The following is a 15,863-nucleotide window of genomic DNA, read 5'->3' as shown; positions in this document are numbered from 1 at the left end:
GCTTGGAGAGGAGGTTAGCTTCATGAAACTCGACTATAAATTGCTTGAAGCCCTGGCTTGGGTAGCAAAGCTTGCAAGCTTTGAGAAAGCCGCTCAGAAACTGTTTATCACGCAGTCTGCTGTATCTCAGCGCATTAAACAACTAGAAGAACGTATCGGGGAACCACTACTCATAAGATCTACCCCTCCCCAATTAACGTCTCGTGGTCAACGCTTAATTTGTCACCTACAACAAGTTCAGTTGCTTGAACAAGAATTATTGACTGAATTTGATATTCAGGACAAAGAAAGTCACTTCCTGCCCATTAATATTGCGATCAATGCAGACAGTCTCGCTACATGGTTCTTACCTTGTATTGAATCCTTACTGTCTTCCCACCAAATTCTGCTTTCGATTCAAGTCGAAGATGAAATCAGAGCCTTACAACTTCTTAAACGAGGCGATGTGGCAGGTTGCATCAGTTGTCAACCTACGCCTTTATCTGGATGTAATACTCATTATTTAGGCGATATCCATTATTACTGTGTTGCCAGTCCTCAATTTATAACACGTTATTTTTCAGATGGTTTTACACTCGAAAATACGAAAAAAGCACCTGCGATTATTTTTAACCAGTTTGATACACTACACGAGGACTTTCTTATACATTTTTTTGATAAGCCACAGGTAAACTACCCCACACATTTAATTCCCTCATCAGGTGCGTTTCTGGCAGTAGTAGAAAACAGCATTGCTTATGCACTCATACCTCATATGCAAGTTAATACTGCAATTGAAACAGGCAAACTTATTAACCTCACACCTCAGCACTACGAAATTCGTTCATTATACTGGCATACTTGGCACAGCCCTTCTCAAGCAATTCTATTACTGACAAAATCCCTAAAACAACAAGCACACCATTTTTTATTTAGTAAAAATATTAAATAAAATTTAACTGTCAGACAGTCCATAAAAACGTCACAAAAAATAATACGTTTTTATTATCATAATTTATAGATAACCTACGATATTATTTCTAGCCATAAACAATATTCTTTGAATTTATCTCCAGCGTTTGTTATAAACTCCTGCAGTACATAGTAATGTACTGAAAAACCAAAACTGTAACAATGTAAACAAGGATTGTTTTATGTTAAAAGCTATGGGTACACTTTTATTAGCAGTCGTCAGTTCTCATGCGTTAGCTGATATGTCCAATGCTGAGAACGCAGCTGATTCACTGATGAATGCAGCTAATGAGCTACGCAAAGCTTATTATTTTGATACTGATAAAGTCACCAGTGTTTGCACTCAACTATTTTTGGAAAATGGCGTATCTGTTGGTGATGTTTTATGTTCAAAAGACAGTGATAAAAACCTGGTTAAACTATTAGAAGAAGCCGCAAATCGTGTTGGCACGATGAGTCAATAAATATAAATACAATACTAAAAGAAGTTATTAGGCTTCTGGCCAGAGTGACGTAATTACTATACTAGTTTTTGAGTGGGCCTATAGTTCATGGCCCACTATTAAAAAATTAGCAAACCAACCAAAACCAACAATGATCATAAGATAGTTTTTCACATTTTTTATTATAATTACATTAATCACAAATAACTAAACAATAAAACCTGGACATATATACTCAACATAGTGAATGGTTATTTTTTAAATTCAATCTTCTTATCATTACTAAATAGTAAGAAAAAATTTTATTGATCGCCTTTTTCCTTTTTCTCATTTTCCAAGGCTTTATCCATAATTGACTTGTAAAGTGCTGCAGCCTTTGCAGCTAAATCATGATACTCAGGATGTCGTTCGACATACCTTCTCATCTCATTTGCATCAGCAAAAACTTCTTCTAAAAATGCAATATCGTACTCTGACAGTCTTTCACCCTTATCAACTCGTTCTTTAATTGATAAAGCCCGTGGTAAGCGCTGTTTATCAAACCGTTCAATCAACGTCGCTATAATACCTGCTTCTTCAGCATTTTGATCCATATTGATACTCCGTTCTTACATAAAATTACTGTTATCCATAGACCATCAGTGTTTTGCTATGGAGTTAAGATTAATCTACAAATGTTTACCTTTTTTATACGTCCTCGCTAACACCTCATAAGCCGTACGAACCTCCCGAAAGCGTACTGCATCTCCTCCCTTATCGGGGTGTAGCTCAGCAGCCTTTTTCCGATATGCCAACTGTATATCCTGCCATTGTGCAGTACAGTTAAGACCCAATACCGTTAAGGCATCTGAACGCTGATCCCAAGCAGCAAATCGATACCAAAACTGATCCATCAACTTTTGCAAACCTTCACGATTGACGCCTTCCAGATTGCGCCAATCCAAGTAGTAATCTCTTAGTAAACAACCACCAACATCTTCGGCTAAAGCATTATCGGTCGACGATGTACATGTACGCAACAGATTAATTTCAAGAGGAGAAATAGACAAATACCACGCTTGGTCTAGTAGCTCAGTTTGTAGCTGATAAAGTGCATTCATCACAAGAAAGTGAATATAATACAAGCTATCAAGTGTTGAAGTATCACTTATCAACTGACGGGCTTTCAGCTCACAGATCAACTGATGCTCCGATATTGGACCTGAGCATTGATATAAGATTGTTTGAATGGTTGCTTTCAGTGGGTTTTCAGGCATTCGTCTTAAACACTGCTTTTTTAAACATACGCAAATAAAGCTCTCTAAAGAATGGATATTCAATCAATTTCCTTTGCCTGAAATACACTACAGCACAGCTATTTCACATAAAATGCGTATAAATAACATTAACGCTGGGTATAGACCACAAAAACGTTTGTCAGCTCAATCAGAGCTTCAGTTAGGGAAACACTTCACTGAATACTCTCCCATAAAAAGGTATAAACTACTCCTCTAAGCCTTTGATTTATAAAGTATACTCTTTACTAAGAAAAAGCCATAGCTAAGCGCAAGCCAAAAGACTCATTAAATACCATCTTGGCCGCTGTTATAACATCGCTTCTAACATGCTTCGCCTGTATGTAAGCTTACACAGCAGTTTACGCCATTTGCTGAGTGACTGCTGTTTTATTATCAACGTTTTATTATCAATCAACACTTGGTTTTGCTAATCGTATGAGTGTCATCATCAACATAATAGAACAGTTTATCTTGTATAACTTACACCTTGTAACCCTTACTACCATATTGATTAGTTGCAGTTTTTTATATTGGCGTCAGCTCAAAAAAACAACAGTTTGCTTCACATACATGCTTAGCCACTTCTGGCTTATACCCAGCATCATAATGATAGCGTGCAGTTCACTTTTTGCACTATCAATATCTGCCAAAACCCAATGCTCAATGCCTATTTACTACTGTTATCCATTAAGTAATATCTCATCAAACTTTCATCTGATCACTCAGCTTTACACTTTACCCGCCTTATTTATTTGGACTACTGTATTTTGGGCCGGGCAGTTATGTTCAAAAATCAAACAAAAAGTAGCGCTTTAACCTTACCAAGCCATAGACAAAACATTATATAACAGAAAAATAGAATCACTGGTTTGCCATATTACTGCAAACCAGTTGATGTATTGATAATCAGGTTGTTAATACCCCCATAGATAAGGGGATATGCTTATCACAAAGCGAACGCCACATTATTATTCAATAACAGATGTGGAGTAAGTTAGTGACCAGAAATGATTAACTTAATGGTTGTTTAACCACTTTTAAGATAGCGCGAGGGTCATCTTCCTGACCGAACTCACTCACTGTTTTAAACTCTCCCGTCTTAAGAACTCGCCAGCCATCATCCTGATTAAGATAAAACGAACCTTCTTCATCAGGTGCTTGAGAGGCATCACCCAACATATATAGACGTTGTACTCGACCTTCTGCCTCTGCAAAATACTGTGCTATATCATCTAGCTCAGCAGAAATTGTTTCCCATACAACAAAAAGTGAAAAACGACCATCAATAACGACTAAATCAGGGGTTGTCATCATGTCAAGTGCATTAAATGCTTTTACCTCCCATGGCTCAAATTGTTCGGCATCATAGGGGTCCGTCAGCACTTTCAAAGCAAAGTCACGATAGGCAGGGGAATCAAAGTCAACCGCTAAACCAATGGTATGGTAACTCATTTTTGAAATCTCAATCGCTATCTACTTTAAATTGTGTATTTACAAATTACACGTTAATAATATTGTTCAAAATAAAAACATAACACACTTTTTACAGTCATTGCTGTAAGCTGTTAAGATGTCTCCACCTTCCTCTTAAAACCATACAGTCAAAAGGGAAATACACCAAAAGCCTGATGGTGCTAGAGTCCTTTGTCGAACGTACATCAATGCTATTTTAAGTATGCAACGTTGGAGTTTTATCACAACATCAATCCTTTTGCCATATACAGTGTATAAAACACACCTTCATTTTGTATCTTGTTTTTTTATCAAAAAGCACATGCTCATAAATACTATTAAACTGACTTACAACAAATAGATCATATAAGACCATGCCCTCCCGAAGAATGCTGATAAGCGGCACAACTTAAATGGAAATAGGGTTAATACAAACAGATGCTTTATACCCACCGCGAAGGGTTTTTAGGGGCGGCCGTCAAGTAATGAAGCCCCCGGAGCTTATAAATAATAAGTGACTGGGGTGGCAGTAATACTCCTGCATAAACTGCATTCACACCATCCTTGGTGTTCAAGAGCGCTGACAACAAACCCTAAAAATGATTCGCAAAGGGTATACTTGAAAACAGATCAGTTTATTGTTTAGTTCAAAACAACATCATGCCCCAATGATAGAGTGAATTGATGGGATAACTAGTAAAAGTTGTTGTCTATATAAAAGACAGCATTAAAAACGAATAAAATTATACAAATTGTTTCTATGACTCACGCCTAGAGCAATCAAATGATGCGGACAAGATAACCTCAATATCAAAATTTTGGGCTAAAACTTGCTATAGGAAACCATCGTCTCTAGGTGGCATCGCAAAATATGTAATGCCTTTTTGATGACTCACAATAGAAAATGCAGTCTTGTTCATTTAAGTAAATACTAATGACACTTACTGCTAACCAAAATGTAACTTTTTCTAGACTTAATGAGACTTCCAACCATACTTAGTGAGGTTAAAGACAGATGCAAATTTACACACTTCAACCTCTTAAGACATCAAGTGGTAGTGCTCGTTTATTCTGAATCGAGGTCTGTAGATTATGTATAAAGGTGAACGATTTAATAGCATTACGCACCTTATTGGTGCGTGTGCTGCACTTTATGGACTTATAGTGCTTATTCTCATTGCAGCAGATGAAGGGGATCCCTGGAAAATAGTCAGTTTTAGTATTTATGGTTCAACCCTTTTTTTACTGTATCTGGTCTCTACACTCTATCACAGCACAAGTGGTCGTTTAAAAAAAATTCTTCGCAAAGTAGATCACAGCTCAATTTACTTACTCATTGCAGGTACCTACACCCCCTTTACACTGATCACCCTTCGAGGTCCCTGGGGCTGGGCTTTGTTTGGTATTGTGTGGGCGCTTGCCATTTTGGGCATCATAATTGACTTGTGGCCTCAAAAAGGAGAACGGATTTTACCGATTATAATTTATCTTGTCATGGGCTGGTTAGCGATTATTGCCTTAGACCCGTTGTTAACTAACCTATCAACATCAGGCTTCATCTGGTTATTAGTTGGTGGACTATTGTATACCACAGGTATTTTGTTTTATGCATTTGATGAACGCATCAAACACTTTCATGGAATATGGCATTGCTTTGTTTTGGGAGGGAGTATTGCCCACTATTGCACAGTATTAATCTATGTTGCCTGATTGGCATATATTAATGCTACATTGACTCCCTACGACTCATAGCCATGCTGTAGACATACGATAATATAAACAGAAAAGCCAATTCACCTTTGCGAGTAAGCACCTGTTAAATAATAACCGTAATAACCCCTTCTCTATTATGAGCAGCAGTCATATAAAATGACTTTAAAGAATCAAAGTTACAACTAATATAAGATCTATCTTCTGCAGTATCTGATAGTTTCGCATAAATACCTGCACGAGACAGTTTTCCCACAGAGTAGTGATGCATTAACTGTTCAGTTTCAATAGGGGCCAATTCATCCGCAAGCATTGCTACTTTAAGAGGCTCAAAATAACGCGCAGGACCACAGCCTAAATTATCCATAGAGAGTGGCCTACCACCCAATATTGTTTCACTAATCAATTCATCTGTAGTCTGAGCAGAACCACAGAGTAAGTAGTGAATGATATGCCAGGACTTATCAATATCGAGTGTCGTTTTATCACACTCTGTAAAAATTACCCGAGGTAACCATTCAGGGGAGTTTAATAATTTATGGATAGCGCCAGGTGACATCCGACGAAAATAGGCATTCATACACATGAGTAATACGTAAACTCCTCTCCTTTCGTATGAATCATACGGGACTTAAGCATCTGTCTTAACCAAGACTAACATCCCTGGATTAATTGGTCCCTATAAAACAATAATACATGGACACGACTTCGGCGAATGTTTTGTACTCAAAAAGTCTGGATAGGATTACTTACTCAAAAAAACAGTGATTTATTTTGCAAGACTATTAACATCACGAATCAAACTCCTCAAGTGTGCCAGTCAAGCAACCGCTAGAGGAAAACCTTTCGGAAAAAAGCATGGTATTCCACCAATGGTGGAATACCATGAACCCCAAAACACATAAACACATAGATAAATCACAAGATTACACGCCCCTTTGATTCAGGGCGCTTTCATCAAGGCAATTTTTGACAAGACTCCATCTGTACAGGCACATCAGATACTTCATGCCATTCACCTTTTGTATCTTGATATTGGAAATATGCAACCCCTTTCTTAAAGGTTTCATCAAGCAGTAAGCGTGCTTTCATCGTTACTGGGAGTTGCGGGCCAACCCCCGCTTGAGCTGGCCAAGACTTTAATAAGGGCACACCTTCTATCACCATTAAAATATGACAATCTTTCATTGTGCACAAATAATTGTATTCTCCATTCACCCTGTACACATTCTGGTTAGGTTGATCCAGAAATAACTTACCTTCACCATTAACAACATGTTGTACCGTATTAACAACAACATTCAAATTTAATTGAGGCGCACCTCGTTTCTGCTCTCCAATTAGATAGCAAGCATGAAATAAACCAAACTCAGAATATTTTTTATTTAAATCTACACTATTCACAATTACACTCCCTGTCGTCTATTTTCTCAATAACAATATAACCCTGTACATAACGGCTAATTCAATGCACAGTCAATAATCCCCTTATCAACCACATTCAGTATTTTAGCCACATGCGTTAAATGCGTTTAAATTACTTGAACCCTGTTGAATATTTCAGAGGAAAAATCTGCGAAAGTGGTATGTTTACCATCTCGAGTAAGAATTAACGCACCATTTCAAATAATATAAGTGTAAAATACACTTTTTCTGAACTGGGTAGGTGACTAACAAATGTAAGGTATTTATACCTAATAATAACGACAATTGAGTTAACCTTTGATGCCGGTTAAGTGACCAATATATGTCACCACTAATTTAGCAGCTCCCATACAAATAACACTTACCCTTTATTAACAGCATACTTTTGCGCTGTACATCATCACAACACACCTGCCAAATAGAGCATATTTATTTTTACTATTACTTCATTTTACTGTAGGGCACCACTAAAAATAGTGATTTTTTTTGTAAGAATAAGAAAGCATCGCACGGAGGACTGCAGTGTAGAAGGAATACATGAGGGCTAAATGGCTACTGCATGTTTAGCGATAGCAGCCTCAAGTATTAATTAATGCTAGCAGGGTCATAAATACAACGCTGACAAATACTTACAAAAAAAGCAAATATTCCTCACTTTTTAATACGCTTATAAAAACCCGCCATTGTGTTAACTGGTTTTTAGCACCACTCTATAACAAATGCAATAATGCAAAAAAACAATACTCAACAATATTTTCGTGACATTTTTCACGCTAATTTTTAGAGACACCCTAAAGTTACATCCAGCCTTATTAGGACAGTAGATATTAATTACTTGAATGATAACGAAGCAAATACATTCTGATTTCAAACATTACAAGAACACTTAAAAAATAAATAAAATAAGATGTTATACCTATAGTGTTTTTTTAAGAACGACCAGTAAGCGAAGAACCCCAGAAGCTTATTTTAATAAGTGCCTAGGGGGAAAAGCGCTGCAGCCAAAGCTTAAAATAATTCACAATGGGTATATTTACAAGCGATATAACATTTTTAATCTTTAACACATTACGAGAAGAGGATTTAAACACTTATGAGTTGCTACAAGCCGTATAAACAGCAGTTATCAAGCATTTCATTAGGCATTATTTGTACCTTTGGCATACTATCTACCCCACAACTTATTGCTTCTGAAGCAAAGTTTGCCCAGTTTAACCAGGCTAATCATTTCAGCGAAACACAACTTATGTATAGCCATGCAGAAATGTTTAACTTTGATATTGAAGCCTATTTAAAACAAAATGCACCTCACTTAACGGACTATGCTGAAATTATTTCACATTGGAGTGGCTATACCAGTATTAGCCCAAAAGTATTGATTGCACTAATGGAGACACAAACAGGCATTATCTCCCAAAAAACGCTCAGTAAAAAGCAGTTAAATAACCCCATGGGAGATCTTTCACAAGCGAAAGATTTTTCAAGCCAAGTAAAAGATGTTGCAACAAAGTTAGCCAAATTACATTATCAACATATAGAATCACTTCACCAACAAAAAGAAGACGGAGCATCCCTCTTTTATAATGAAGAGAATCTAACTCCCTTTTCTACCATTGACTCCCTATTTGAACAGACGCAACAATCAAACAAACTTACGGCTAAAGAAGATAACAGCACGGAACTGGATGACGCTATTATTATTGCTGATGATGCCATGGATAGTTCCACCACACAGCCAACGGCAGACAAGTTCTACCAAACTTATCAACGACTATTTCCTTCTGCTGAACAAGCTAATACAGCACCTGAAGCACAGTTTTTTACCAATAATCCAAATAACAATACCTACCCATTTGCCCAATTACCTCCAGACAACTTATTGCAGCTTCCTTATCCAAAAGGAGAATACTGGCGTATTGGGGGAAGCCATACCAACACAGGAAGCGGTAGTTACCCTCAATCCTCACTTGACTTAAATAATGGTGGAAGCTGGGGGTCTGACACATCAAATAAATGGGTTACTGCTTCTGCGGGAGGAAAGATTAAAAAACATTCTTCATGCTTTGTTGAAGTCATTCATGAAGGTGGATGGTCCACCACCTACTACCATCTTGGCAATGTCATTGTTCAAAGTGGTCAAACGGTAGAACGTAATCAGCGGCTGGCAAATTACGCCAATAATAAACCACAAGCACTATGTAATAGAGGAATGTCCACCGGACCTCACCAACACTTTAGCTTAAAGTACAATGGCAGTTTTATGCACTTAAATGGCGTAAAATTTTCTGGCTTCAAAGTTCACACCGGAAGAGACAGCTATGACTCTGATTGTAATTACTTCTGGATGGAAGGACATGGACAGCGTTATTGTGCCTGGTCAAAAGTAAGCAATCCTGGTGTTCCTGATTCTAATCCAAACCCAAATCCAAATCCAAATCCAAATCCAAATCCAAATCCAAATCCAAATCCAAATCCAAATCCGAACCCGAACCCGAACCCGAACCCGAACCCGAACCCGAACCCGAACCCGAACCCGAACCCGAACCCGAACCCAGATCCTGATGTAGATACTCTAAGTAATGGCAAACCTATTACTAATATTTCTGGTCAAAAAAGTGCTAAAAAATACTACGTATTCAAAGTACCTCAAAATGCCAAAAATCTATCCATCGTACTTGACGATGGCAGTGGTGATGCTGATCTTTACGTTAAAATAGGCAGTAAGCCAACATTAACAAGCTGGGCGTGTCGTCCTTACATGATCCAACAACAAGAAATCTGTTCGCTCAAAAACCCTCCAGCGAACAACTATTACATCATGATCAATGGTTATTCTAACTATGAGAATATTAGTATTAAAGCCTCATATGATGCTAAATAAAAGGTCAAGACATGTGATAGGAATTTTAAGTCTTACCAACAATAGTCATATACTTTCGTTAGAAAGGCATATATATACCCATAACGAAGGGTTTTTAGGGGCGGCCGTCAAGCGAGGAAGCCCCTGGAGCTTATAATAGGGTGAAGAGCGCCGACAACAAACCCTAAAAATGATTCGTGAAGGGTATAGATAAACACCCTGCTAGCGCCTGATATTTATCAGTCGCTAGCACCCCTTCTCGTTAGCGCCAATTTAAGGATGCCAACATTTACTGCCTTGTATCACACTGTTCTGTTCCAAGCTTTAAGTGTGGAATAAAATTGCAAGGCCCATGACGTGCATCAAGCTGCTGCTGCAAAATGCCCTCCCATCCTGTCCGACAGGCTCCAGTTGAACCTGGTAAGCAACAAACTAAGGTATGATTTGCTAAACCTGCTAATGCGCGAGATTGCAGCGTAGATGTACCAATTTCTTGAAAAGAAATATGTCTGAATAACTCTCCAAACCCTTCAACTGTTTTATCAAATAAGGGTAAAAGTGCTTCAGGAGTTGAATCCCTGTCCGTAAAGCCCGTACCACCTGTCACCAGGATGACTTGTACTGTACTATCTGCTATCCAAGCTGAAACAATTGCCCTTAACTGATAAATATCATCTCTACTGATACACTTACTGTGTAATCTATGACCAGCCTGTTCTATCGCATTGACCAAATACTGTCCTGATGTATCCGTAGTTTCATCTCTTGTGTCAGAAACCGTCAAAATTGCGATGGAAAGTGGAACAAAGTCTTTTTGTGAATGCTTACCCATACTTACAATACCTTTAGCCTTATTTTGGCCATTATTAATTCTCAGATAGATCCCCCATGTAAAGAGAAATACCCAAGGCGAAGAATATCTATACATTTAATACTATCTTGAGTCTCTAGCAACTACAAAGCTTTATCCGCTTATCAGCAAGCAGGTCAGGGAACATTACCTTTATAAAAGCCATTTTCTAAAGCGCCTTTGCCTAAAGTCTGCATAACGCTCTTCGAACACGCCGTGAATCCTTCCCTGGAGGCTTGATTTCCGCATCCTTGCAGCAAACAGTTCGATATACATTATCCAGCCTTTGTCTACCACTGGCGTACATCGAAATAACACAGCAGTAGAGAACAAGGAGGGGCTTCTACTGCGGGAGGAACAAATTAATTCATGCGCAGCATTGGCACAATCTCTATTCATCACAAACTATTTTTTATATGCAATAGCCCTGAATCATTTGTCTACCTAACAACAGCTTACAGGCTAGTTATAATATCATAAGCTATTCTATTGCATGGGGGATATAATTGCGTTGGTATTGTATATGAAGTTCATATTACTGCTTTTTTTATTGAGTCTTTGTTATCAAAGTTTAGCAATAGCAGCATTTATTGGTATTAAACGTGTTCGTAGGAAATCATTACGCGATGAGTTCCAGGCTACAAAAATAATTATTCGCTAAAGATATAAAAATAAAAATTATAAACTTTTCTAATGACGATTAAGCTGTAAATTAATAAGTACTAAAACGCATGAAACACTATGGGAAAACTTAAGTTTTATAGTCCTATTGGACGCAAGCTGCTGGTCGTTGTCATCAGCGTAAGTACTATGATTGCTGTTGGTACCACCGCCATTCAGTTAAGTTATGATTATTTTGAAGACATTCAGCGTGTAAATAAAATCTTCGTGCAAATTGAAAAATCAAGTTTACCCAACCTTAATCGTTCTCTATGGTCTTTTGATGAAAAGCAAATCGACACCCAGCTAAAGTCTTTACTACAAATTCCTGAAGTTGTTTTCGTCAAACTTACACAGTCTTCAGATGAAACTCAAACGATTGGTCAACTACCAGAATCATCCCATTTTTTAACCGAACAAACATTCCAGTTAACCATCACTCCCTGGAATTCAGAACAAGTTGAACTTGGTCAACTCACCGTTGTTGCTGACCTAAGTGAAACGTATCGGCGTTTATGGGAAAAACTTATTGTAATTTTTATCTCTAACTGCACTAAAACCGCCATTGTCGCTTTTGTGCTGCTTATTGTTTTTTGGCAACTGGTAACCAAGCATATCATTACTATTGCCCGTTACATTAATGAGCAAGAAAATGCATCCATCATAGAACCATTATCGCTGTCTCGTAATTCAACAAAAGCCTACGATGAACTTGATTGCTTAGTTGATGCCGTCAACAACCTATATCAATTAGCCGCTGAAAATAAAACCCAAACACTGCCGTTCAATGATTCCGCACTGGCATCACAACTACAGTCACTGGATATTCCTTTTAATAATGCCTTAATCAATAATATTGACACTGAATCAACATCAACTGAAAAAAAACCAATTTCCGCAACAACCAGTGTTGAAAGCAGCTTTAAAACTATTGAGCAACAACTGGATATTTTAAGCTACTACAAAATGCATTTATCCTCTCACTTTCAACAAAGTAAAAAAGAAATTGATCATTTGCTCCGTCGAATTCAACATATCAAAAAAACACTTGAATAATTTAATGGTAAGATAATATCCACATTAACCGCCCTTTACGTTATTATAACGTTTGCTTAGGGAACACTCTAAGCTGACAATATATGGACTAAGTCACGGGAATTAATGAAAAAGGAGTTTTGGGGTGACCTCTATTAACAATATCTATCTCTATGGTACCTGCACCATTGATTTATTCTTTCCCGAGGCAGGTATCGATGCCATCACCCTCTTTGAAGCCCACCGAATTCAAGTCCATTTCCCCAGTGAGCAAACCTGCTGTGGACAGCCTGCCTATACGAGTGGTTATCCTGAACAGGCACGCCAAGTAGCCCTTTCCCAGCTTGCTGCATTTCCTGAAAACTGGCCAATTGTTGTATTATCAGGTTCGTGTGCAGGTATGATGAAGCACCATTACCAACATCTTTTTCCTGAAGATCATCCACAACACATTCAAGCTCGCCAATTTAGTCAGCGCATCATTGAATTTAGTGAGTTTTTACATCACCACTTAAAGATTACGCTTACTGACTATGGTCAGCCAGTGCAAGTTGCTCTACACACTGCCTGTAGTGCACGACGGGAGATGGCTACCCTGCAAAGTAGCCAGCAACTGTTGTCTCAATTAAACAATGTTTCTGTGGTTTCCCCTCCCTATGAAGAAGAGTGTTGTGGTTTTGGTGGCACATTTTCAGTGAAATTTTCAAACATTTCAGGTGCAATGGTGAATGACAAGTGTTCCGCCCTGGAAGCAGTCAACATTCAACACCTCATCAGCGCTGACTGTGCTTGTTTACTCAATATTAATGGCTGTTTAGCAAAACGACAGAAAACATCACTTCAGGGTGAGCATATAGCCAGCTTTTTACGACATCGATGTTTGCCAAACAAACCTTATCCATAACTTTAAAACCAATCATTATTCTGCCCCATAACATGACAAAATACATTGTTGCAAAAAAGGACGATTGCGCATGACGTTATCACAATTCGAAGCCAGAGCATCCTCAGTGCTACAAAATGTGGATTTACAGCACAGTTACCGTGATGCTATGGATTATTTAGTAGAACGTCGCCAGCAACAATTTAATGATCCAGATGAGTGGTATACATTACGAAAAATAGGCTCATCGATTAAAACAAAAGCACTTTCTCGATTACCAGAGTTATTGTTACAACTTGAGGCTACATTAAATAATAATGGTATTCAGGTCCACTGGGCTGAAACACCCGATGAAGCCAATCAAATCATTCTTCAATTGATTAAGGAGACAACAGCGTCAACGCCTCCAGACGCACATGCACCTGTTGTAAAAGGTAAAACGATGGTAAGTGAAGAAATTCATCTCAATCAGTTTCTTACACAGCAAGGCATACCTTGCTTAGAAACAGATATGGGTGAATTTATTGTACAGCTCGCTAATGAAACGCCCTCTCATATCATTATGCCAGCTATTCACAAAAGCAAGGCAGATATTGCACAACTTTTTAAAAGTCATGTTTCTGGCCAATATCAAGACGATGTAGATACACTTATTCAACAGGCACGACAGCATCTTAGACAACGTTTTCAAAAAGCTACAGTAGGTATTAGTGGAGTCAATTTTGCGGTGGCAGAAACAGGCACTATAGTACTAGTTGAAAATGAAGGTAATGGTAGAATGTGTACAACACTCCCCCAAACCCATATTGCGCTAATGGGTATTGAAAAAGTTATTGCTTCATTGACTGAACTACCTCCCTTATTGAGCTTACTTACCCGCTCAGCCACCGGCCAATCCATTACAACCTACATTAATATGATATCAGGACCAAGAAGTGCAGAGGAAAAAGACGGACCTGAGCAAGTACACGTTATTTTATTAGATAACGGACGCAGTAGACTTTGGGAAGATCCCACATTTCGGGATGTACTACGCTGTATTCGTTGTGGAGCTTGTATGAACCATTGTCCAGTTTACGCCCGTGTTGGTGGACATACTTATGGCACAACCTATCCAGGTCCAATTGGTAAAATATTAGCCCCTCAACTTGAAACCCAAAGTAGTGCCAGTGAACTGCCTTTTGCTTCCAGTTTATGTGGTGCTTGTGGTGAAGTCTGCCCTGTTAAAATCCCCATCCCCCAGTTACTGCTTCGCTGGCGTCAAGAAGCCACAGGACAATATCGTTCATATCATGGTAGTCATTTTTCAGCTACACATAACCAACCAACGCCAATTACAGGTCAACGATACTCGCGCTGGGAACATCTTATATGGAAGACATGGAGTTGGTTAAATTGCCATCCTATGCTATATCATTTTATGACGTACTTAGTAACTAAGTGTCGTGTATTATTACCTCGCCGACTAAGTGGCTGGACCTCTTATCGAGCATCACTTGTCCCCGCATCAAACACATTACACCAACGATTAAAAACACATCAACGTCATACCACTTCATCCAAAAAACAAGCATAAATTTTAATTGAGAAAGATGCCATGGATGCACGCGCCAAAATACTTAATCGACTTCAGCGAGTTAAAACAAAACATTCAATAAATACAACAAATGATGATAAAAAAAATGACACCATTGACTATAAATCAATTCACTTGGTAACTCACAACCATAAGCAGACCATTAGGACTTTAGTTGAACAACTAGAAATGGCTCATGCTCATGTTATTTTAGGATCATCACAGTATTGCCAACAACAGCTTTTAACATTTCTTTATCAACAAAAAGTTAACTGCTTACTCACCGGCGATCCAATTCCTGACAACATTAACAACTTATTATCGACCTCCTCCTCATCAATTGAACAGCCTCCATACAAAATTGAACCCTATAGACAACCTATTGAACAATGGAAAACCCACTTATTTGATGAGGGTAATGCCGCTATCACCAACTGTCTTGCAGCAATTGCCAACACAGGTACCTTAGTTATCCAGCCGTCAATGGTTGAACCTCGCACACTATCACTCGTCCCTCCTATTCATATTGCTGTACTTTATACCCAGCAAATTGTTCAGAGTTTTGATGCGCTGCTTAATCACTCATGTTGGCCCCGTAATATGCCAACAAATATCGTATTTATATCGGGCCCTTCCAAAACCGCCGATATTCAGCAAACATTAGCCTATGGCGCACATGGTCCCAAAATACTTGCCGTTTTTATAATCGATGATTAAAAAAATGAATGGCTCTATATGGAT

The 15,863-nt window shown here is 38.3% G+C and carries 15 protein-coding genes; 9 read left to right on the top strand and 6 right to left on the bottom strand.

Annotated elements, in window-relative coordinates:
• The first annotated feature begins 22 nt into the window (after positions 1–22).
• Together KCG35_RS18490 and KCG35_RS18485 are read left to right on the top strand one after the other, a co-directional pair.
• Positions 23–931 (top strand): LysR family transcriptional regulator ArgP, encoded by a 909-nt coding sequence (locus KCG35_RS18490; protein WP_215821284.1) that lies wholly within the window; start codon positions 23–25, stop codon positions 929–931.
• Positions 932–1,133: 202 nt separating this feature from the next.
• Positions 1,134–1,415, top strand: coding sequence for a hypothetical protein (locus tag KCG35_RS18485; RefSeq protein ID WP_215821282.1), 282 nt, complete (start codon positions 1,134–1,136; stop codon positions 1,413–1,415).
• Between the two features lie 281 nt (positions 1,416–1,696).
• Here KCG35_RS18485 and KCG35_RS18480 read toward each other — a convergent pair whose 3' ends face one another.
• The 3 genes from KCG35_RS18480 to KCG35_RS18470 all read right to left on the bottom strand — a co-directional run bounded on the left by KCG35_RS18480 (position 1,697) and on the right by KCG35_RS18470 (position 4,123).
• The gene (locus KCG35_RS18480; RefSeq protein ID WP_215821280.1) at positions 1,697–1,987 is read right to left on the bottom strand and encodes a hypothetical protein; all 291 of its coding nucleotides are present in this window, start codon (positions 1,985–1,987) and stop codon (positions 1,697–1,699) included.
• Positions 1,988–2,062: 75 nt separating this feature from the next.
• The gene (locus KCG35_RS18475; RefSeq protein WP_215821279.1) at positions 2,063–2,650 is read right to left on the bottom strand and encodes a DNA-J related domain-containing protein; all 588 of its coding nucleotides are present in this window, start codon (positions 2,648–2,650) and stop codon (positions 2,063–2,065) included.
• Positions 2,651–3,682: 1,032 nt separating this feature from the next.
• The gene (locus KCG35_RS18470) at positions 3,683–4,123 is read right to left on the bottom strand and encodes a hypothetical protein (protein ID WP_215821278.1); all 441 of its coding nucleotides are present in this window, start codon (positions 4,121–4,123) and stop codon (positions 3,683–3,685) included.
• Positions 4,124–5,215: 1,092 nt separating this feature from the next.
• Between KCG35_RS18470 and trhA the strand changes: the two genes are divergently transcribed.
• On the top strand, positions 5,216–5,833 hold the full coding sequence (gene trhA / locus KCG35_RS18465; protein WP_215821277.1) for a PAQR family membrane homeostasis protein TrhA: 618 nt from the start codon (positions 5,216–5,218) through the stop codon (positions 5,831–5,833).
• A 106-nt stretch (positions 5,834–5,939) separates the two neighbouring features.
• Here trhA and KCG35_RS18460 read toward each other — a convergent pair whose 3' ends face one another.
• Both KCG35_RS18460 and KCG35_RS18455 read right to left on the bottom strand, forming a co-directional pair.
• On the bottom strand, positions 5,940–6,419 hold the full coding sequence (locus KCG35_RS18460) for a YfbM family protein (protein WP_215821276.1): 480 nt from the start codon (positions 6,417–6,419) through the stop codon (positions 5,940–5,942).
• A gap of 371 nt (positions 6,420–6,790) precedes the next feature.
• Entirely contained in the window at positions 6,791–7,237 is a 447-nt protein-coding gene (locus tag KCG35_RS18455) for a DUF1842 domain-containing protein (RefSeq protein WP_215821275.1), read from the bottom strand.
• Positions 7,238–8,351: 1,114 nt separating this feature from the next.
• Between KCG35_RS18455 and KCG35_RS18450 the strand changes: the two genes are divergently transcribed.
• Positions 8,352–10,139 (top strand): LasA N-terminal domain-containing protein, encoded by a 1,788-nt coding sequence (locus KCG35_RS18450; RefSeq protein ID WP_215821274.1) that lies wholly within the window; start codon positions 8,352–8,354, stop codon positions 10,137–10,139.
• A gap of 268 nt (positions 10,140–10,407) precedes the next feature.
• On the opposite strand, the gene moaB is transcribed toward KCG35_RS18450, so the two are convergent.
• Positions 10,408–10,950, bottom strand: a complete 543-nt coding sequence (moaB, locus tag KCG35_RS18445) for a molybdenum cofactor biosynthesis protein B (protein WP_215821273.1) — start codon at positions 10,948–10,950, stop codon at positions 10,408–10,410.
• Positions 10,951–11,491: 541 nt separating this feature from the next.
• Here moaB and KCG35_RS18440 point away from each other — a divergent pair.
• From KCG35_RS18440 to KCG35_RS18420, 5 genes are all read left to right on the top strand, one after another.
• On the top strand, positions 11,492–11,629 hold the full coding sequence (locus KCG35_RS18440) for a hypothetical protein (protein ID WP_215821272.1): 138 nt from the start codon (positions 11,492–11,494) through the stop codon (positions 11,627–11,629).
• A gap of 80 nt (positions 11,630–11,709) precedes the next feature.
• Complete coding sequence (locus KCG35_RS18435) at positions 11,710–12,684, top strand: hypothetical protein (protein ID WP_215821271.1); 975 nt, start codon at positions 11,710–11,712, stop codon at positions 12,682–12,684.
• A gap of 124 nt (positions 12,685–12,808) precedes the next feature.
• Positions 12,809–13,567 (top strand): (Fe-S)-binding protein, encoded by a 759-nt coding sequence (locus KCG35_RS26715; RefSeq protein ID WP_215821270.1) that lies wholly within the window; start codon positions 12,809–12,811, stop codon positions 13,565–13,567.
• Between the two features lie 70 nt (positions 13,568–13,637).
• Entirely contained in the window at positions 13,638–15,122 is a 1,485-nt protein-coding gene (locus tag KCG35_RS18425; protein ID WP_215821269.1) for a LutB/LldF family L-lactate oxidation iron-sulfur protein, read from the top strand.
• A gap of 21 nt (positions 15,123–15,143) precedes the next feature.
• Positions 15,144–15,839 carry a LutC/YkgG family protein gene (locus tag KCG35_RS18420; protein WP_215821268.1) on the top strand — a complete coding sequence of 232 codons (696 nt, stop codon included), beginning with the start codon at positions 15,144–15,146 and terminating at the stop codon, positions 15,837–15,839.
• The last annotated feature ends 24 nt before the right edge of the window (positions 15,840–15,863 follow it).

The sequence above is a fragment of the Zooshikella harenae genome (assembly GCF_018837975.1).
GTDB classification, from domain to species: Bacteria; Pseudomonadota; Gammaproteobacteria; order Pseudomonadales; family Zooshikellaceae; genus Zooshikella; species Zooshikella harenae.
This window is presented reverse-complemented; position numbering and strand designations above follow the sequence as displayed.

Excerpts from the sequence above, each read along its gene's own strand:
- KCG35_RS18480 (WP_215821280.1), bottom strand. The coding sequence starts at position 1,987 with ATGGATCAAAATGCTGAAGAAGCAGGTATTATAGCGACGTTGATTGAA.
- KCG35_RS18490 (WP_215821284.1), top strand. The coding sequence starts at position 23 with ATGAAACTCGACTATAAATTGCTTGAAGCCCTGGCTTGGGTAGCAAAG.
- KCG35_RS18450 (WP_215821274.1), top strand. The coding sequence starts at position 8,352 with ATGAGTTGCTACAAGCCGTATAAACAGCAGTTATCAAGCATTTCATTA.
- KCG35_RS18435 (WP_215821271.1), top strand. The coding sequence starts at position 11,710 with ATGGGAAAACTTAAGTTTTATAGTCCTATTGGACGCAAGCTGCTGGTC.
- KCG35_RS18475 (WP_215821279.1), bottom strand. The coding sequence starts at position 2,650 with ATGCCTGAAAACCCACTGAAAGCAACCATTCAAACAATCTTATATCAA.
- KCG35_RS18420 (WP_215821268.1), top strand. The coding sequence starts at position 15,144 with ATGGATGCACGCGCCAAAATACTTAATCGACTTCAGCGAGTTAAAACA.
- moaB (WP_215821273.1), bottom strand. The coding sequence starts at position 10,950 with ATGGGTAAGCATTCACAAAAAGACTTTGTTCCACTTTCCATCGCAATT.
- KCG35_RS18485 (WP_215821282.1), top strand. The coding sequence starts at position 1,134 with ATGTTAAAAGCTATGGGTACACTTTTATTAGCAGTCGTCAGTTCTCAT.
- trhA (WP_215821277.1), top strand. The coding sequence starts at position 5,216 with ATGTATAAAGGTGAACGATTTAATAGCATTACGCACCTTATTGGTGCG.
- KCG35_RS18425 (WP_215821269.1), top strand. The coding sequence starts at position 13,638 with ATGACGTTATCACAATTCGAAGCCAGAGCATCCTCAGTGCTACAAAAT.
- KCG35_RS18440 (WP_215821272.1), top strand. The coding sequence starts at position 11,492 with ATGAAGTTCATATTACTGCTTTTTTTATTGAGTCTTTGTTATCAAAGT.
- KCG35_RS18470 (WP_215821278.1), bottom strand. The coding sequence starts at position 4,123 with ATGAGTTACCATACCATTGGTTTAGCGGTTGACTTTGATTCCCCTGCC.
- KCG35_RS18460 (WP_215821276.1), bottom strand. The coding sequence starts at position 6,419 with ATGTGTATGAATGCCTATTTTCGTCGGATGTCACCTGGCGCTATCCAT.